The following is a 17,277-nucleotide window of genomic DNA, read 5'->3' on the forward strand; positions in this document are numbered from 1 at the left end:
ATAGGGTAGAGAACCGAACTCACCCACGATTCGGAAGGAGAGGAAATGGCGTACTCACTGCCAGATCTCCCGTACGACTACTCGGCGCTCGAGCCTCACATCGACGCCAGAACGATGGAGATCCACCACACGAAGCACCACCAGACCTACGTGGACAAGCTGAACGCGGCCATCGAGGGCCACGACAACCTTCAGTACGACCACGTGGACGAGTTGCTCAAGAACTTCGACTCGGTGCCGGAGAACATCAAGGGTGCCGTTCGGAACCACGGAGGTGGGCACTCGAACCACACGCTGTTCTGGACGATCATGGGGGCCGACCGCGGCGGCGAGCCCACCGGAGAGGTAGCTGCAGCCATCTCCGACGCCTTCGGTTCCTTCAAGGAGTTCCAGGAGAAGTTCAACGCGACCGCGACCGCCCACTTCGGCAGCGGATGGGCATGGCTCGTCCTGGACGCAGGGAAAGCGGATGTGATTAGCCTGCCTAATCAAGACTCACCGCTGATCCAGGGTAAGACGCCGATCCTGGGTCTAGACGTGTGGGAGCACGCGTATTACCTCAAGTATCAGAACAAGCGTCCGGACTACATCGAGGCGTGGTGGAACGTCGTCGACTGGGATCAGGTCAACCAGAGGCTGACGCAAGCCCGATAGTCGAACAGGCGCTAATGAAAAGAGGCCGGGCAGAGCGCCCGGCCTCTTTTTCGTTCAGTAGGTACGAGCTACGCGCAGGTCTTTGCGCCCTTCACGGGGATGCACTTGAACTCGAGGGAAGAGGAGAACTCTGGGCTGTCGTAGAGGACGCGTGCGAACAGCGGAGCCAGGACAACTCCGGCCGGGTCGGGGATGTCGACGGCCACAGCGGGGCTGATCTGCACGATCACGCTTCCGACCGCCGTGAAGTTCACGCGTTTCATGACGGCTTCAACGGTGCCTTCGCCCGGCGGTAGATCGACTACGACCTCTCCGGCCGGCTTCGGGTAGTCAGCAGCACCCGTCGCGGGCGAGTTGCACAGCGACATGCTGACGTCGGGCCAAACACGCACGACCACCTGGCCGGGTGTGCCGACCGTGGAGAACGTGAACTTCATGTCGCCCTTCACCTGCCCGGCGAGCTTGCCGCTCCACACCGGGAACAGGTTGTTGCCGGCACATTCGGGGTTCGGCCCTACCACGTAGTTGGTGATCTGGCGCGACTTCGGCTGGCCGGCCGCGGGTTCCGTCGTATCCATCGGCAGGTATCCCTCCGCCAACACCGAGAAGCTGTCGTTCTCGCCGAACGCGCTCGCACCGTGGAGGAAGAGCTTCGTCGGAACAGGCTTGGCCTTCTTGGCGGTAGCCGTTCCCGCCAGCGCAGCGACGACGAGGGTCAGAGAAAGGACGATGCCGAACGCCTTGCGCATGATGGCTCCTTCTAGCGATAGAGGTTACCCGCACAGGTTCGCCCGGGGCGGATGCGTTCCTGCCCCCGTTGGACTTCCGCCGCTGCAAAACGAGAAAGAGGCCGGGGCCCTTCGGCCGCGACCTCTTTCAAAGTGGTGCGTCTGTTGTTACGGGAGGTTGGAAAGAGTCGCCTTGATCGTGCCCTGAGTGCCGAACGCTCCGGGGCAAACGACGTCGCCGAAGGCCCAGGGGAAGACGATCAGCGGGAAGCCGGGCTCGATCTGGAGCGGCTCGTCACCGGTCGTCCCGCAGAAGTCTCCGTAGGTCGTCTCGGTTCCGAAGGTCTCGGGGTCGGTGTCCTGGCCCAGCGTGAAGGCCACGGCAGTGCCGGAGGCGTCGTCGATCTCCATCTTCACCCAGCTCTCGGTCGAGCCCGTCGGGATATCGCCGCAGCTGTTGGTGGGCCGGAAGCAGACGCCCACCGTGCTCGGAGAACCGAATGCAGGTGCCTCGTAATTAACCTCGGCTACCCTCTCGACACGCTTCGGCTTCTTCTTCTTCTTCCCCGCCTGGGCGGGAGCTACGAGAGCTCCTGCTAGCAATCCCAGTGACAACGCTACAGCGATGGCCTTCTTCATCGTGTCGCTCCCCTAGTCGAGTGGTCTCTCCCAGATGCAGGATTCGTCCCTTTCCACCACTTTCCTGCGCCCCTAGATCTCTTCTTCGGTGACGACGTCGATTCCCGCCTGAATGAGCAGGGCCGCGGTTACGCCGTCGCCCGCCGTGGCAGTGCGAGAGAAGGTCCCGTCATAGATGCAGCCCTTACCGCACGAGGGGCTGCGACCCTTCAGGATGGCCGTCGTGGCGCCCTCGCGCCGAGCCGCCTCCAGCGCCAGCTCGGCACCGAGTACGTAGGCCTCGGTCACGTCTCGTCCCGCGCGGGTGACCACGCGGGCCCGGCCCGCCAGAACATCGTGGCCGTCTCCGCCGATGATCTCGGCCGCGGGTCGTGGGGTCCCGAGCCCGCCGTCCTCCTCCGGGCATACGAGCACCGCCCGTCCCTCTGCAACCAATCGGGACACCTCGTCGTCTTTATTCGAGGAACCGTCGAAGCGGCAGGCCCTTCCGGCAAGGCAAGCAGACACGAGCACCGGCCCGGGCTGGCCAGAAAGGGACTTTTTCGACACGAGGTAGGACAGGTTAGGAGCTACGGGAGCATGGGACGGAGGAATATCGAGCCCGCAGCGGGCGTTTTTGGCTCCGAAAGCCAACAGAATGGGGCTTCCTCTACGGGAGGGATTCCCTTACCATGGGAGAACAGTTACTCGAAGACAAACAGCTTCTGATGCCTTCCATCCTCTCGGACTGCATCGGCGCCCGGCCAGCCGCAGCGCGGCAGCCCTCCGGGGCACATCGCCGGCCGATGACCGAGGGAGAGACGAAGCAGAGGCGGGCGCATGCTCACCTCTTGCGGGCATGAAGTGCGAGCACTCAACGAGAGAAAGAGGTTGATGCACCTTGGCTACTGCGACTCGCTCTTACGAATCCTCTAGGGAAGAAGCAGCACATGAGGATCTCGTACGGCAGTACCTGCGGGAGATCGGACAGTACCCACTCCTGACGGATGTCGAAGAGGTCGAGCTGGCCCGCGCCATCGAAGAGGGCGAGAAGGCCCAGCAGCGGCTCGACGCCGGCAAGAAGATCTCCGACAAGCAGCGTGTGACGCTGGAGGTCAGGGCGCGTGAGGGTGAGGTAGCCAAGAAGCGGTTCATCCGCTCGAACCTTCGTCTCGTCGTCTCGATAGCGAAGAAGTACTCGGCCGCGGGTCTTCCGCTCCTCGACCTGATCCAGGAGGGCAACCTCGGCCTGATGCGCGCGGTCGAGAAGTTCGACTACCAGCGAGGCTTCAAGTTCTCGACGTACGCGACGTGGTGGATCCGCCAGGCGATCACGCGGGCCATCGCGGACAAGGCGCGCACGATCCGGATCCCCGTTCACATGGTCGAGACGCTGTACCGCGTCCGCAAGGTGCAGTCGGAGTTGCTCGAGAAGCACGGGCGCGAGCCGACGATCGACGAGATCGCAGAGGCGTCGGACCTCACGCCCGACAAGGTGCGCGAAGCGTTCCGGGTCCTTCCGGAGCCGGTGTCTCTGCACGAGCCCGTAGGAGACGAGGACGCCGAGCTCGGTGACTTCATCGAGGACGAGGACGTCGAGGGACCCTTCCAGGCAGCCGCCGTTGCGCTACGCCAGGAGGACCTGTGGAACATGCTCGGTTCTCTCTCCGACCGGGAGCGCAAGGTGCTGGCGCTCAGGTTCGGTCTGGTCACGGGCGAGCCTCGGACGCTGGAAGAGGTGGGCAAGGAGTTCAACCTGACCCGTGAGCGGATCCGGCAGATCGAGGCGAAGGCTCTGTCGAAGCTTCGTCACCCGAGCACCCCGGGCAAGCTCCGGGACATGGTGACGATCTAGCCGTTCTACCTGAACACGGGGCCCTGGCGGCCCGTTCAAAGGTATATAAAGACGGCGCACCCACGGGTGCGCCGTACTCGTTGGGCCGGCAAGGTGCTGGGATAGCCTTCATCCATGGTCACTACAGTGGTTCTTGCCGTCTGCGACATCCACCAGATCCCCGAAACCGCGCAGCAGATCGCGGACCTACAGGACGTGAGCGAGGTCTATTCGGTGGCGGGCGACTACGACCTCGTGATCATGGTCCGCGTGCGTAACCACGATGACCTGGCGCAGGTGGTGTCCGAGCAGATCGCGAAGGTGCCGGGCGTGATCCGGACGCAAACGCTGGTCGCCTTCAAGGTCTACTCGCGCCACGACGTCGACGCGATGTTCTCCGTCGGCTTCGAAGAAGAACTCTCCTAGGAGCTCCCGTTGGACGCGCTCGTCGCGCACTATCACGAGGTCGGTCTGAAGGGGCGCAATCGCGACTTCTTCGAGCAGCAACTCGCGGGGAACCTGAAGCGAGCGCTGCGCGGAACCGGCTATTCCCGCGTCCGGCGGGGCTTCGGCCGCATCGTCGTCGACTTCGACGAAGGCTCGCCCGTCGTTGAAGCCGCCCACCGCGCTGCCCGCGTCTTCGGCGTCGCTTACATCGGATGCGGCAAGCGGATCGAACCGTTGCTCGACGAGATGGAGCGGGTGGGACTCGCGCTGCTGCGGGAGGAACCTTTCGGATCGTTCGCCGTTCGCTCCCGGCGTACCTATTCCAGCTTCGAGATGAAGTCGCAGCAGATCAACGTGGAGATCGGCCGCCGGTTCCAGGAAGCGACCGGGGCCCGGGTCGATCTCACGAGCCCGGACGCGACGATCTGGATCGACCTCTTCGGCGGGGCGGCCCTCATCTACAGGAAGCGCCTGGAAGGCCCGGGCGGCCTCCCGGCGGGCGTGTCGGGAAAGATGCTGGCGCTCCTTTCGGGTGGCATCGACTCCCCCGTCGCGGCCTGGCGCATGGCGCGTAGGGGCGCCGAGGTCGAGATGGTCCACTTCCACGGCCGGCCCTTCACCGATCCGTCCTCGATCCGTCAAGCATCCGAGCTGGCGGAGGCGCTGACGAGATACCAGCTGCAAACCGTCCTGCACCTTGTTCCGCTCGGAGACATACAACGAGAGATCGTCACGAACGCGCCTTCGAGCCTGCGCGTGATCCTCTACCGGCGCATGATGATGCGCATCGCCGCGCAGCTCGCGAAGGAACGCGAGGCCAAGGCGCTGATCACGGGTGACTCGCTGGGTCAGGTCGCCTCACAGACGATCGAGAACATCACCACCGTCGACTCGGCTCTCCCGGTCGCCGACGGACTGGAGATCCTTCGACCACTCGTCGGGATGGACAAGCAGGAGATCGTCGACGATGCGAAGAGGATCGGCACCTACGACATCTCAACGCGCAAGTACCAAGATTGCTGCGTGTTGTTCGAGCCTCGCTCCCCCGCCACCCGCGCCTATGCGGCGCAGGCGGACAAGGCGGAGGTCTCGCTGGACGTCGAGGCGCTGGTGGGAAAAGCCCTGGCCGACATCGAAACGAGAGTCCTCGAGCTGCCAGGCCCTTAGAACTTCTTCTTCATGGCCTTGAGCGAGTGCGTCAGAACCTCGCGCACGCCGCTCATCTTCGTGGACATCTCGCGCGCGGACAAGATGTCCGCTATCGCGCGTAACGATGTCTGCGTAGCATCGTCGTACGGGTACCACCACAGCCGACCGAGAGATACGAGCGGAGTGCTCGCGACATGCGTCGGCACGGTGAACTCCTTCAACCCCAGCTCCCCGTTCAGCCGTCCATATCCCGACTCCCCCACCCCACCCCACGGGCCCCACGGCGCCGCCGCGGTCTCGCCATGGAGGTTTGCGGTGACGGTGCCGGCTCTCAACTTCTCCCCGATGCGGGAGGCTTTCTTCTCGTCTCGCGTCCAGACGGATGCCGTCAGGTTCACCCCGTCTTCGTTGGCGCGACGTACGGCCTCTTCGTCGTCTCGCACGCGGGTCACCGATAGAACCGGCCCGAACGTCTCCTCCTTCGCCACGTCCATCTCCGGCGTGACGTTGTCGAGCACCGTCGGCGCGTACCAGAGAGAGCCGTTCTCGTTGGCGATCCCGGCCTCGGGTCCACCGGCCAGCACGCGCGCTCCCTTGGACACGGCGTCGGCGACATGGCGCTCGACGATCTCGAACTGACGCTTGAAGGTGAGTGTCCCGACCTCGTCGCCTTGCCTGACGTCACTCAGCTTGCTCAAGAGCTTCTGTTCGAACTCATCCGCCACCGCGTCGGTGACGTACGCGCGCTCCACGGAACAGCACGTTTGCCCCGCGTTGAAGAAGGCTCCCCAGGCGATCCCCGCGGCCGCCCGGTCCACGTCGGCGTCCGACAGCACGAGCGCGGCATCCTTGCCGCCAAGCTCCATGACGACCGGGGTCAGATGCTTCGCCGCGGCCTCACAGATCCTGCGACCCGTGGCGGGCGAACCGATGAAAGAGATCTTGTCGCACCGCGCGTCGACCAGAGCTGCTCCCACATCGCCGCCGCCCTGGATGACCGTCGCGACGCTCGGCGGCAGGGGCTCGAGCAACTCCCGCAGTAGTTCCCCGCAGGCCGGTGTCACCTCCGACGGCTTGATCACGACGGTGTTGCCGGCAAACAGCGCTGGTGCGAATGCAAGGAAGCAGTTCGTCATCGGGTAGTTCCACGGCGTGATAGCGCCGACGACGCCGAACGGCCTCCACTCGATGTGTGACTTGACTCCCGCCAGCGGTCCCATCACCCGGCCCACCCTCTGCGGGCGCAGAGCCTTGGCCGCGATCTTCTCGAAGTAGATCAGCATCATCACGACCGGCAATACGTCGTGCGCCAGCGCCTCGGCGCGCGGCTTCCCGCACTCAGCCGACACCGTTTCGACGATGTCTTCGATCCGATCATTGATGCGATGGCGGACCTCGCGCATCATCCGGGCGCGCCCCGCGGGATCGATCGCCGCCCACTCGGGTGCCATCTTGCGCGCTCGCTCGACCGCCAGGGCAACCTCCGCCACGGGCGTGACCGGAATCTCTCTTAGCACCTGGCCGGTTCGCGGGTTGAAGGACTGCAGCATCGGAGCCGAAGTGTCGCTGCTGGAGGTCATCGTCGCGTCCACCTAGATCACTCCTTCATCGAGAGGGGCGCCGGACAAGCGTCAACAACGTTACCCCGTTGGCCTCGCTCACCCACCCGAGCTCGCGGGGACGAAAGACGCGGAAAGGCCGCCGCCCGGTGCCGGGGCGACGGCCTTTCCCGTGCCAGTAGGACTGGTTGTTACTTCTCGATAGGTACGCCGACGAGGCTCCCGTACTCGGTCCACGAGCCGTCGTAGTTGCGGACGTTCTCGAAGCCGAGAAGCTCGCGCAGCACGAACCACGAGTGCGAGGAGCGCTCGCCGATGCGGCAGTACGTGACGACATCCTTGTCCGCGGTGATCCCCTCCGCCTCGTACAGAGCCCTCAGCTCCTCGGGAGACTTGAAAGTGCCGTCATCGTTGACCGTCTTGGACCAGGTGATGTTTGCGGAGCCTGGGATGTGGCCCGGAACCTGTGCCTGCTCCTGCGGGAGGTGCGGAGGTGCCAGCAACTCGCCGCGGAACTCCTCTGGCGAACGGACGTCGACCCAGGCCTCGCCACCCGAGGTGGCGCGAGAGATGACCTCTTCACGGAAGATCCGCAGCTCTGGTTGCTCCGCGCCGATCTCGTACGTCGTCGCGGGCCGGTTGGGTTCGTCCTGGCTGAGGAGGCGGCTCTCGAGCTCCCACTTCTTGCGTCCGCCGTTCAAGAGCTTGACGTTGTCTACACCGCGGTACTTGAACAGCCAGTACGCGTAAGCGGCGAACCAGTTGTTGTTGCCGCTGTAAAGAACGATCGTGTCGTCATTCGAGATGCCTTTCTCGCCCAGGAGTCTCGCGAGCTGCTCGGAACTGATGAACTCCCGGCGAGGAAGATCGTGCAACTCGTTCTCCCAGTTGATCGCGATCGCGTTCGGGATGTGGCCCTTCTCGTAGGCCTGGATGTCCTCGTCCACCTCCACGACGACGACGGAGTCGTTCTCCAGGTTCTGCTCGAGCCAGTCTGTCTCGACCAGCGCGTCCTTGTTCGCGTACTCGGTCACGTTGTTTCCTCCTTCGACTCACCCATCAGTTCCCGGACCCTTCCAAGCTGTGACATGGCGTCGGTCAGCATCCGTTCGAGCATCCGGATCTCGACCTCGAGCTCGTTGCGGTGCTTCTTCTGGACCGGATCGACCTCGGGCAGCGAGCCGGCCTCGCCCTCCCAGGTGAAATAGACCTTGGCGGGGCGGCCCTTGCTGCGGCGGCGGGTCTCGGTGGCAAGGAAGCCCGCCTCCACCATGAGGTCGAGGTGTGCCCGCGCCACGTTGGGATGGATCGCGAACGCCTCTGCGATCTCCTTGACCGTCTTCGCCCCGCTGCGCAGCAGCAGGGACAGGATCGCGGCGCGGGTGGGAAGAGAAAGGACCTTGGCGGTCCTAGTTGCGGCGTCGTCTCCCAGCTCGGGCATCTACCTGTGATACCACATTCGTCACCTTAAGCAAGTAAGAATAGGACTAAGTCTCGCCTCTCACTTTGCACCGTCGAAGATCTTGCGCCCCCCCAGCGGCCGGTCGAGCTCCACCCGCACAACTTTGAGCACCGCGAGCTCGATGCAGGCGACGTCTTTCGCCTGGGGGTCGCTCCCCTCGAACAGCGTGACCACCACCCGCTTCTGGTCCTCTTCGACCTCGACGTGATCCAGCACGTTGCAGGGCTCCACCCCGCTCCAGTACTTGAGGTCGAGCCCGGTTGCACCTTTGGGCAGGAACGACTCCCACGGGACCTTTCGGAGATTCGCCATGCCGGGTCGGGGGGTCACGCGCTCACGCCCGTCGGCGAGGTCGTGGACGCTGCTCCCCGGGGCGGGAGAGACGGACACGGGCTCGTCCGGGCCCGCGGTCGTCGGGGCCGCTCCTCCTCCCGCTGGAGGCTGGTATCCGCCCCCGGTCTCGCCGGAGACGCCGCAGCCCGAGACTCCGAGCGTCCCGATCACAAGAAGCAACCCCACCCTCATCACGTCGAACCTCCTCGTGGTTTCTTATTCGACGCGTCAGCAGAAACGAACGTTCCTAGGCAGATGCCTCGTTGTTCTCCGCGAGACCCTCGAGCAGCGTGTTCCACCCGAGAAGCGCGCACTTGATCCGCACCGGGTACTTCACGACGCCCTTCAGCGACACTAGATCGCCCAAGGCATCCGGATCTCCATCTTCCTCGCCCGCCATCATGCGCTTGATCGACTCGGTCACCTGGCGCGCCTGCTCGACACTCAGTCCCTTGACCTTCTCGGTCATCATCGAAGTACTGGCCAGGGAGATGGAGCAGCCCTTGCCATCGAAGGAGATGCCATCGAGCTCTCCGTCCTCGAACTTCAGGAACAACTCGATCTCGTCGCCGCACAGGGGGTTGTTGCGCTCGAGCAAGACGTCGTGAGGGTCGAGCCGGCCTTTGTTGCGCGGGTCCCGGTAGTGATCGAGGATGACTTCCTTATAGAGCTCCTCCAGGCTCACGCGAACCATCCTTTCGATTTCTCCACGGCATCTATCAAAGCATCCACGTCTTCCACGGTGTTGTAGACGTAGAAGCTCGCTCGCGCCGTAGCGGGAACACCCAATCGCCTCATAAGCGGCTGAGCGCAGTGATGCCCGGCGCGGATGCAGACGCCCTCTTGATCGACGATGGTCGACATGTCGTGCGGATGGACCCCGTCGATGTTGAAGGAGACGACGCCGCCGCGGTCGTCGGACCGACGTGGGCCATAGATCGTGGCACCGACGGAGTCGAGACGATCGAGCGCGTACGCGGTCAGCTCCAGCTCGTGCTCGCGGACGGCCTCCATCCCGAGCCCCTCGAGGTAATCAACCGCGGCCCCCATGCCGACCGCTTGGGCGAGGTTCGGCGTCCCGGCCTCGAACTTGTAGGGGATCTCGTTCCAGGTCGCCCGATCCGCCCACACCTCGCGGATCATCTCGCCGCCTCCGTGGAAAGGAGGCATCTCTTCCAGCAGCTCCTCGCGCCCGTAGAGCACCCCCGCGCCTGTGGGGCCACACATCTTGTGCGACGAGTAGGCGAGGAAATCCGCATCGAGCTCGTTGACGTCGAAGCGGAGATGCGGAGCGGCCTGGGCCGCGTCGACGAGCACTCTGGCGCCCACCGCATGGGCGGCATCTGCCACCGTCCGCACGGGATTGATCGTGCCCAGCACGTTGGACATCAGGCTCAACGACACGAGCTTCGTCTTCTCGGTGACGTACTCCTCGAGCAGGTCCGTTCTGAGGCGCCCCTCGTCGTCGATCGGCAGGTGGCGAAGGATCGCGCCCGTCTCCTGGACGAGCAGCTGCCACGGGATCAGGTTCGAATGGTGCTCCATCTCGGTGATCAGGATCTCGTCACCCTCATGGACGGTCTGGCGCGCCCATGTGAAACGGATCAGGTTGATCGACTCGGTCGTCCCGCGGGTGAACACGATGGACCGGGAGCTGCCGGCACCGATGAAGCGAGCGCAGGCATCGCGCGCGCCCTCGTAGCCAGCCGTCGCCTTCTCGCTCAACTCGTAAACAGCGCGGTGGACGTTCGCGTTCTCGGTCTCGTAGAAGAGCTGGATGCGGTCCAACACTTGGCGAGGCTTCTGTGACGTGTTGGCCGAATCCAGGTACACGAGGCGCTTGCCGCGCGTCTCGGTCTCGAAGATCGGAAAGTCCTTGCGGACGACCGACGCGTCGAAGCTCAAACCTTCTGCCCCTCCACCTCGGCGACCTCTTCGTCGCTCAACCCTGCGTCCTTGGCAAGCCCCGCGTAACCCTCGGCCTCCAACTGCTCGGCAAGCTCGAAGCCACCCGACCGCACGACCCGCCCGCCCATCAAGACGTGGACGGTCGAGGGACGGATGTAGTTAAGCAGCCGCTGGTAGTGCGTGATCATCAATATGCCCACGTCCGGGCCGGCAAGCTTGTTGACGCCGCTCGAGACGTGCTTCAGAGCGTCGATGTCGAGCCCCGAGTCGGTCTCGTCCAGGATGGCTAGCTCCGGCTGCAGGACCGCCATCTGCAAGATCTCGTTGCGCTTCTTCTCGCCACCTGAGAACCCCTGGTTCACGTACCGGTCCACCAGCTCGGTCGGGATCTCGAGCAGGTCGACCTTCTCCTGCAGGTACATCCGGAAGGCCATGGCGCTCTTCTGCGCGTCGGGGTGGATGGCGTTGTACGCGGTCCGCAGGAAATTCACGACCGATACGCCCGGGACCTCCGTCGGATACTGGAACGCTAGGAAGATCCCGCGCTGCGCGCGCTCGTTGGGCTGGAGGTCCAAGATGTCCTCGCCGTTGTAGAGGACCTTTCCTGCCGTCACCTCGTACCCCGGCCTTCCGGTAAGTACGTAGGCGAGCGTCGACTTGCCCGACCCGTTCGGACCCATGATGGCGTGGATCTCGCCCTTGTCGAGCGAGAGGTTCAGGCCCTTCAGGATCTCGCGGCCCTCGACCTCCACGTGCAGGTCCTCTATGTGAAGCAGCTTGTCGCTCATCGGCTTACTCCTTATTTCTCGGCCCGAGGACCGACGAGAACCACGTCGCCCTCTACCTTCACTGGGTAACTAGCGACGGGCTTCGTCGCGGGCAGGATGCGGACGCTTCCGTCGACGACGTTGAAGCGCGAGCCGTGGAGTGGGCACTCGACCTCCAGCTCCTCGCGGTCGAACTCTCCCTCGCTGAGGAAGGTCTCCTCGTGGCTGCAGTAGTCGTTGATCGCGTAGACGTCGAGGCCGACGCGATACAAGCCGACCACGTCGCCGTGGACCGACACCTGCTTGACGCCTCCGTCCGGAATCTCCCCTAGCGTCGCCACCGCTGCGAACGCCATCAGACGGCCACCTCGAGGTGCTGCGCGCCCTCGACCTTCGCCGAGATCGCGGCCGACAGCTCGTCACGCACCTGCTCGACCCGGATCCGGTCGAGGACGTCGCGGAAGAAGCCGAAGACTACCAACTTCTGCGCCGTGATGCGGTCGATGCCCCGGCTCATCAGATAGAAGAGGTGCTCCTCCTCCACCGGCGACACCGTCGCGCCGTGCGTGCAGCGGACCTCGTTGGCCTCGATCTCGAGCTGAGGGATCGACCGAGCCAGCGCCTCCTCAGAGAGGATCAGGTTCCGGTTCGCCTGGTACGCGTCCGTGCCCTGCGCCCCTTGCAGCACCTTGATGAGCCCCGAGTACTCGGAGCGCGACCGCTCCTTGAGCGCGCCTTTGTAGAGCAGGTCGGACGTGGCGTGAGCCGCGTTGTGCGATTGCAGCGTCCGTTGCGCGAAGTGCTGATCGGTGTCGGCGAAGTAAAGCCCGAGCATCTCTGAGAAAGAGCCCTCACCCTTCAGGACCGACTCCACCTGCGTGCGCGCGAAGGTGGAGCCCAGGTTCACCGCGAGGCTGCGCACGGTTACATCACGGTGGCCGGTGAAGCGCTGCGTCTGGAAGTGGTGTACGGAGCGCCCCCACTCCTGCAGCGAGATGTAGTTGACGACCGCGCCTCGGCGCGCCTCGACCTCGACCACACTGGCACACAACGCAGGATCCGCGAACTCGGCGGACGAGAAACGGTCCACGAACGTCAGAGCCCCCTGCTCCTCGACCACGATCGTCGTGTGCGGGAATACGGAACCGCCGGCGGCCACACGCCGGATCGCCTCGAGAGGGATCTCCACCTCGACCTGACGCGGCACGTAGATCAGGACGCCATCCGAGTGGAACGCGCCATGCAGAGCCGTGAATCGGTGCTCGTCTACCGGGACCTCGGTGAAGAAGTGCTCCCTCAACAGGTCCGGATGCTCGCGGGCCGCGGTGGCGAAGTCGGTGAAGACCACCCCCTTGGCCCGCAGCTGATCCGGCAGCGCGGGAGCGGTCAGCGAGGTCTCGGGAGCCTGGAAACGGGAGAAGTCGAAGCCGCGGACGTCGACGTACCGCCACTCCTCGCCCTTCGGATCCGGGTCATCCAGCTTCTCGAAGATGTCGAAGGCTTGGATCCGCCGCTCCGCGAGCCAGCCGGGCTCGCCGGTGGCGTCGGCGAGGGCCGCTACGGCTTCTCGTGTGAGGTTCTGAGGCATCGGAAAGAAGGTCTCCAGCGTTTGTGAACGATTTCACAACCTTATCAGTTAGGGCCGCCTAACCAGCGGCTGGCGGCGCAGCGGAGCGGCGCGTTTACCCTGCTCAAGTGGGTGAACGCGGTGGAGAGACATCTCATTCCGCGACCCCGCTCCCCGTGGCGGCGATCGCGCTCGCAGCGCTGTTGTGGGCGATCGCGGCGGTGGTTGCCCGGGACCTCTTCGACGCCGGAGTCCCGCCGATCCACCTCGTCGAGGCCCGAGCCGTTCTAAGCGCGCTGGGGCTCGCCTTGCTGCCCGTCACCTGGCGTTCGCGACGGCGCCGAAGACCGGACGCCGGCAGGATCGTCATCGCTCTTGGCCTCTCGATCGCCCTCGTCAACGCCGCCTATTACACGGCGATCGCGAGGCTGGCGGTCGCGGTCGCGATCGTCCTGCAGTACCTCGGTCCCGGCCTGGTAGTGGCCTGGAACGCGCTGGCTCGACGGCGACGCCCCTCGGCCCGCGTCGCGACCGCGGTCGTGGTCGCCTTCGTCGGCGTCGTCCTCGTCTCAGAGGTCACCGGCGGTGACTTCGGTGCGGTGGACCTGATCGGGCTCGGCGCCGGTCTTGCGAGCGCGGTCTTCTTCGCCGCCTACACACTCCAGAGCGAGGAAGCGGCGGCGGTGTTCGGACCGATCGGCGCGGTGTTCCGCGCGTTCGTGGCCGCTTCGGTCTTCTGGTTCCTGTATCAGCTCCCGCAGGGCTTACCGAGCACGCTGTTCGACCCTGCAAATCTCCCCAGTGTCGCTTTCGTCGGGATCGCCGGAACGCTTATGCCGTTCCTCCTCTACGTGTGGGCGATCGGCCGCATCCGTTCCGAGCGGGCAGTGATCGCGGCCACGCTCGAGCCGCTGTTCGCCGGCATCGTGGCGTGGGTGTGGCTGGGACAGATGTTGTCGCTCGTGCAGATCGCGGGGGGAGCGCTGATCCTGGGAGCTGTCGTGTGGCTGCAGCTGGAAGCCGCCCCCAACGAACCAGCGCGCGTCGCCTAGGTCTCCAGCCCCTGCGCGAGGTTGCCGATCCGGTGCCCCGTGTAGGGGGCGAACTTGAACCCATGGCCGCTGCACGGGGACGCGACCACGATCGGCCCGTGGCGCTCGATGATGAAGCGTTCGTCCACGGTGTTGGTGTAGAGACAGGTCTCGATGTGGTGCGGCGTCGGATCGACATGGGGAAGCCTTCGCCTCACCCACTCGCACACCACCTCTACCGACCTCGGGTTCGGCACCGGCTCGCTGTCGGGGTCCACCTCGGGGCCGGCGATGTGTTGAGCGGCCTTGACGCCCTGGTCCGGACTGGGGAGGCAGTAGGTCGCGGGAGCGTCCCATTCCACGACCGGTGGCGGCGGGACGCCATCGAGGGCGAAGTACGCCACCGTCTCGCGCGTGACTCGCACCGGCAGCTCGATACCCGCGGTGCGCAACAGGTTCCGCGCCCAGCCGCCGGCAGTGACGACCGCTACCCGGGCGCGGTACAGACTGTGATCGGTTCGAACCTCGACACCTTCAGCGTGTGCGTGAAGCGCGACAACGCGCTGCGAGTAAGCCACCTCGGCCCCGCGACGCTGCGCGCTCCCGAGGAATGCCGCCACCGACAACTCCGCCGCCACCACGCCCGCATCCGGCTGGAAGAGCACGGCCTCCCCGGGCGCCAGAGCTATCCCGGGAAAGCGGCGGCCGAACGCGCGACCCTCCTCTAGCTCGTAGTCCGCACCGCACTCTTCCAATGCGGCTGCGTTAGCCGCGACACCATCACCGATGTCGAGGCCGCCCGACTGCGCCAGGAGCCTTTCTCCCACCTCGGCCTCCAGCTCGCGCCACAGCTTCAGAGCTCGTTGCGCCATCCGCACCCAGCGAGCGTCCGGGTAGGACAGCCGGAAGATCCGCGTCCGCCCGTGACTCGAGCCGCGTCTATGCGCGGGTGTGAACTGCTCCAGAACCACCACGTCGCGGCCCGAAGGAGCGAGCGCCCACGCCGTCGCGGCCCCCATCACGCCCGCGCCGACGATCACAACGTCTGCTTCGCGGACGAAAGTCATGGCAGCTACCTCATGCCATGTGCTGCTTTAGGTCAAGTGACTCCTGCCCTCGTTGGGAACGATCACTTCCACGCCGGTGAGGTCAACCTGCACGTCGGCGGCGGGGAAGTAGACATCGAATGTAGTGCCGCGGTCCTGATGAGAGTCAAAGGTGATGTGCCCACCCGCCCTCTTCACGTGCGCCGCCACCGTCGCCAGCCCGAAGCCGGTCCCGCTTCCCTTCTCCTTGGAGGTGAAGAACGGCTCGAAGATGCGATCGCCGGTCGCAGGAGGTATCCCGCATCCCGTGTCTCGCACGCTCAAACGGACGAACCGTCCTTCCGCGAGGCCGAGCAAGCCGCTCAGGCGCTCGTCCACAACCACGTTGCAGGTTGTCAGCGTGAGATCACCGCCGTCCGGCATCGCGTCGCGCGCGTTGAGGACCAGGTTCATGATCACCTGCTCGAGCTGACCGATGTCGACCTTGATAGGCGACAACCGCGCCGAAAGCTCGGTCGTGACGCGTACCTGCTGCGGGATCGTCCGCCGCAGCAACTTCTCCATGTCCAACACGACCTCGTTCAGATCGATCACGCGTGGCTCGGCCGCGTCCCGGCGGGCGAACGTGACCAACTGTCGCGTGAGCGCTGCCGCCCGTTCCGACGCCTCGAGGACTTGATCGATGTCGTGCACGATCGGTGCGTCCTCCGGTAGCTCCGCGCGGACGAACCCGGCGTAGTTCTGGATGACCCCGAGAAGGTTGTTGAAGTCGTGAACGATCCCGCCTACCAGCTGCCCCAGCGTCTCCACCTTCTGCATGTGCGCGACCTGCAGCTCCAACCGCTCCAGGGCCTCCTGCACCCGCTCCTGGTCCCCGACCGCCAGCTCGGCCAGCTTGCGAGCCGTGATGTCCAGGACCATCCCTTCCATGAACGCGTTTGCGCGATCGGCGTCGTTTACGACACGAACGTTCAACTGCACCCAGATGAGCTGCCCGTCAGCGCGACGCACCTGTGCCTCGTATCCGGTGACGGCTCCGCGCTCCCGAAGGATGGAGATGAGCTCCTCTCGCCGCCGCGGGTCGACGTAGATGCTCCGAAGGTCTCTGATCGCGCGCTGAGCGGCCTCGGGAGAGTCGTACCCGAGGATGTGCGCACCCGCCGGGTTGATCGCCAGCAGCCGCCCATCAAAGGAAGACTGGTAGATCCCCTCTACCGCGTTCTCGAAGATGCCGCGGTAGCGGTCCTCGCTCTCCGCGATACGCCGCTCACGATCGACTCTTTCGGTGATATCAAACGCGGTGCCAACAACACACGTGCCGCCACTCTCGTCGGTCACGAATCTCGCGTGACACTGGAGGGTCCGCTCTTCTCCCGACCGCAGAACGATCCGATTGTCGAACTGCAGGTCCTTTCGGGCCGCCAACGCCCGACCGACGGCGGCATCCACGGAAGCCCGATCGGCTGGATGTATCCGTTCCAGCCACACCTCGTAGGTGGGAACATCGTGGCGAGGATCCATGCCGAAGATCCGGAAGAGCTCGTCGGACCAAGTCAGCTCTCCGGTCGAAAGCGACCAGGTCCAGCTGCCGACACGGGCCACCTGCTGAGCCTCCCTGAGCTCCCTCTCGCTCTTCGCGATCCGATCCTGAGCTTCCTTTCGCTCGGTGATGTCTCTGAACACGAGAACGCCGCCCACCACTTCGCCGTCGTCGACAATGGGCGTGCAGGTCAACGAGATCGGGAAACTGGTCCCGTCCTTCCTCCAGAAGAACTCCTCCTCCGAGTGATGGACGCGGTTCAACACGAAGGATTCGTGGATGCTGCATTCGTCGGCCCGGTACACAGATCCATCCGGGCGCGAGTGGTGCACCGTCTCGTGGGCGGGACGTCCCACCAACTCCTCCGGTTGCCACCCCAGGAGCGCCGCCCCGGCTGGGTTTATGAAGGTGATCCTGCCGTCGGTATCCGTCCCGTAGATGCCCTCGCCGGCGCATTCCAGGATGGACTCCTGAAGTCTTGAGAGGTGAGCGAGACTCTCCTCGGCCTTCGCCAGCTGCGCGGCAAGATCCTCGCCCTCAGGCCAGCGCACGCGGTCGCGCTCGATGCGGCTCATCCGCCTACCAGCGAAAGCGTCATCTCCACCCTCCGGCCGCCGCCCTCTATCGGTGGGTC

Annotated in this window: 19 protein-coding genes; 5 read left to right on the plus strand and 14 right to left on the minus strand. The window is 64.9% G+C overall.

The features are described from left to right. Nucleotides 1-45 precede the first annotated feature (45 nt). Nucleotides 46-654 carry a superoxide dismutase gene (locus M3N53_07745; GenBank protein ID MDP9068221.1) on the plus strand — a complete coding sequence of 203 codons (609 nt, stop codon included), beginning with the start codon at nucleotides 46-48 and terminating at the stop codon, nucleotides 652-654. A 68-nt stretch (nucleotides 655-722) separates the two neighbouring features. Here the strand turns inward: M3N53_07745 and M3N53_07750 are convergent, their stop codons facing one another. The 3 genes from M3N53_07750 to M3N53_07760 form a co-directional block, all read right to left on the minus strand. Beyond that, nucleotides 723-1,403: a hypothetical protein gene (locus tag M3N53_07750; GenBank protein MDP9068222.1), complete on the minus strand. Its 681-nt coding sequence runs from the start codon at nucleotides 1,401-1,403 to the stop codon at nucleotides 723-725. Nucleotides 1,404-1,550: 147 nt separating this feature from the next. Further along, the gene (locus M3N53_07755) at nucleotides 1,551-2,021 is read right to left on the minus strand and encodes a hypothetical protein (protein MDP9068223.1); all 471 of its coding nucleotides are present in this window, start codon (nucleotides 2,019-2,021) and stop codon (nucleotides 1,551-1,553) included. Between the two features lie 72 nt (nucleotides 2,022-2,093). Beyond that, a complete protein-coding gene (locus M3N53_07760; protein MDP9068224.1) occupies nucleotides 2,094-2,570 on the minus strand; it encodes a DUF523 domain-containing protein in 477 nt (158 codons plus the stop codon). A gap of 331 nt (nucleotides 2,571-2,901) precedes the next feature. Between M3N53_07760 and M3N53_07765 the strand changes: the two genes are divergently transcribed. The 3 genes from M3N53_07765 to thiI all read left to right on the plus strand — a co-directional run bounded on the left by M3N53_07765 (nucleotide 2,902) and on the right by thiI (nucleotide 5,448). After that, nucleotides 2,902-3,855: a sigma-70 family RNA polymerase sigma factor gene (locus M3N53_07765; GenBank protein MDP9068225.1), complete on the plus strand. Its 954-nt coding sequence runs from the start codon at nucleotides 2,902-2,904 to the stop codon at nucleotides 3,853-3,855. Nucleotides 3,856-3,969: 114 nt separating this feature from the next. Then, entirely contained in the window at nucleotides 3,970-4,260 is a 291-nt protein-coding gene (locus tag M3N53_07770) for an Lrp/AsnC ligand binding domain-containing protein (GenBank protein MDP9068226.1), read from the plus strand. Between the two features lie 9 nt (nucleotides 4,261-4,269). Next, entirely contained in the window at nucleotides 4,270-5,448 is a 1,179-nt protein-coding gene (gene thiI / locus M3N53_07775) for a tRNA 4-thiouridine(8) synthase ThiI (GenBank protein MDP9068227.1), read from the plus strand. Here the strand turns inward: thiI and M3N53_07780 are convergent. From M3N53_07780 to sufD, 9 genes are all read right to left on the minus strand, one after another. Further along, nucleotides 5,445-7,022: an aldehyde dehydrogenase family protein gene (locus M3N53_07780; protein MDP9068228.1), complete on the minus strand. Its 1,578-nt coding sequence runs from the start codon at nucleotides 7,020-7,022 to the stop codon at nucleotides 5,445-5,447. The genes thiI and M3N53_07780 overlap by 4 nt on opposite strands. Before the next feature lie 158 nt (nucleotides 7,023-7,180). After that, on the minus strand, nucleotides 7,181-8,023 hold the full coding sequence (locus M3N53_07785) for a sulfurtransferase (protein ID MDP9068229.1): 843 nt from the start codon (nucleotides 8,021-8,023) through the stop codon (nucleotides 7,181-7,183). Beyond that, complete coding sequence (locus tag M3N53_07790; protein MDP9068230.1) at nucleotides 8,020-8,430, minus strand: helix-turn-helix domain-containing protein; 411 nt, start codon at nucleotides 8,428-8,430, stop codon at nucleotides 8,020-8,022. Before M3N53_07790 ends, M3N53_07785 begins: the two co-directional genes overlap by 4 nt. Nucleotides 8,431-8,490: 60 nt before the next feature. Further along, on the minus strand, nucleotides 8,491-8,976 hold the full coding sequence (locus M3N53_07795) for a hypothetical protein (GenBank protein ID MDP9068231.1): 486 nt from the start codon (nucleotides 8,974-8,976) through the stop codon (nucleotides 8,491-8,493). Between the two features lie 55 nt (nucleotides 8,977-9,031). Next, the gene (locus M3N53_07800) at nucleotides 9,032-9,478 is read right to left on the minus strand and encodes an SUF system NifU family Fe-S cluster assembly protein (protein MDP9068232.1); all 447 of its coding nucleotides are present in this window, start codon (nucleotides 9,476-9,478) and stop codon (nucleotides 9,032-9,034) included. After that, nucleotides 9,466-10,689 (minus strand): cysteine desulfurase, encoded by a 1,224-nt coding sequence (locus M3N53_07805; GenBank protein ID MDP9068233.1) that lies wholly within the window; start codon nucleotides 10,687-10,689, stop codon nucleotides 9,466-9,468. Before M3N53_07805 ends, M3N53_07800 begins: the two co-directional genes overlap by 13 nt. Further along, nucleotides 10,686-11,480 carry a Fe-S cluster assembly ATPase SufC gene (gene sufC, locus M3N53_07810; protein MDP9068234.1) on the minus strand — a complete coding sequence of 265 codons (795 nt, stop codon included), beginning with the start codon at nucleotides 11,478-11,480 and terminating at the stop codon, nucleotides 10,686-10,688. The genes M3N53_07805 and sufC overlap by 4 nt, the downstream gene beginning before the upstream one ends. An 11-nt stretch (nucleotides 11,481-11,491) precedes the next feature. Further along, nucleotides 11,492-11,815 carry a non-heme iron oxygenase ferredoxin subunit gene (locus M3N53_07815; GenBank protein MDP9068235.1) on the minus strand — a complete coding sequence of 108 codons (324 nt, stop codon included), beginning with the start codon at nucleotides 11,813-11,815 and terminating at the stop codon, nucleotides 11,492-11,494. Then, a complete protein-coding gene (gene sufD / locus M3N53_07820; protein ID MDP9068236.1) occupies nucleotides 11,815-13,047 on the minus strand; it encodes a Fe-S cluster assembly protein SufD in 1,233 nt (410 codons plus the stop codon). The genes M3N53_07815 and sufD overlap by 1 nt, the downstream gene beginning before the upstream one ends. A gap of 107 nt (nucleotides 13,048-13,154) precedes the next feature. Here sufD and M3N53_07825 point away from each other — a divergent pair, with 107 nt between their 5' ends. After that, entirely contained in the window at nucleotides 13,155-14,078 is a 924-nt protein-coding gene (locus tag M3N53_07825; protein MDP9068237.1) for an EamA family transporter, read from the plus strand. Here the strand turns inward: M3N53_07825 and solA are convergent. Further along, complete coding sequence (gene solA, locus M3N53_07830; protein MDP9068238.1) at nucleotides 14,075-15,124, minus strand: N-methyl-L-tryptophan oxidase; 1,050 nt, start codon at nucleotides 15,122-15,124, stop codon at nucleotides 14,075-14,077. The two genes, M3N53_07825 and solA, sit on opposite strands and share 4 nt — an antisense overlap. A 27-nt stretch (nucleotides 15,125-15,151) precedes the next feature. After that, on the minus strand, nucleotides 15,152-17,218 hold the full coding sequence (locus tag M3N53_07835) for a PAS domain S-box protein (protein MDP9068239.1): 2,067 nt from the start codon (nucleotides 17,216-17,218) through the stop codon (nucleotides 15,152-15,154). Nucleotides 17,219-17,277: the final 59 nt, after the last annotated feature.

This window comes from Actinomycetota bacterium, assembly GCA_030776625.1.
Lineage (GTDB): Bacteria > Actinomycetota > CADDZG01 > CADDZG01 > WHSQ01 > MB1-2.

What these genes read in the sequence shown, in the direction of transcription:
- M3N53_07745 (MDP9068221.1), top strand. Translation starts at nt 46, where the DNA reads ATGGCGTACTCACTGCCAGATCTCCCGTACGACTACTCGGCGCTCGAG.
- M3N53_07750 (MDP9068222.1), bottom strand. Translation starts at nt 1,403, where the DNA reads ATGCGCAAGGCGTTCGGCATCGTCCTTTCTCTGACCCTCGTCGTCGCT.
- M3N53_07755 (MDP9068223.1), bottom strand. Translation starts at nt 2,021, where the DNA reads ATGAAGAAGGCCATCGCTGTAGCGTTGTCACTGGGATTGCTAGCAGGA.
- M3N53_07770 (MDP9068226.1), top strand. Translation starts at nt 3,970, where the DNA reads ATGGTCACTACAGTGGTTCTTGCCGTCTGCGACATCCACCAGATCCCC.
- M3N53_07790 (MDP9068230.1), bottom strand. Translation starts at nt 8,430, where the DNA reads ATGCCCGAGCTGGGAGACGACGCCGCAACTAGGACCGCCAAGGTCCTT.
- M3N53_07795 (MDP9068231.1), bottom strand. Translation starts at nt 8,976, where the DNA reads ATGAGGGTGGGGTTGCTTCTTGTGATCGGGACGCTCGGAGTCTCGGGC.
- M3N53_07800 (MDP9068232.1), bottom strand. Translation starts at nt 9,478, where the DNA reads ATGGTTCGCGTGAGCCTGGAGGAGCTCTATAAGGAAGTCATCCTCGAT.
- sufC (MDP9068234.1), bottom strand. Translation starts at nt 11,480, where the DNA reads ATGAGCGACAAGCTGCTTCACATAGAGGACCTGCACGTGGAGGTCGAG.
- M3N53_07815 (MDP9068235.1), bottom strand. Translation starts at nt 11,815, where the DNA reads ATGGCGTTCGCAGCGGTGGCGACGCTAGGGGAGATTCCGGACGGAGGC.
- sufD (MDP9068236.1), bottom strand. Translation starts at nt 13,047, where the DNA reads ATGCCTCAGAACCTCACACGAGAAGCCGTAGCGGCCCTCGCCGACGCC.
- solA (MDP9068238.1), bottom strand. Translation starts at nt 15,124, where the DNA reads ATGACTTTCGTCCGCGAAGCAGACGTTGTGATCGTCGGCGCGGGCGTG.
- M3N53_07835 (MDP9068239.1), bottom strand. Translation starts at nt 17,218, where the DNA reads ATGAGCCGCATCGAGCGCGACCGCGTGCGCTGGCCTGAGGGCGAGGAT.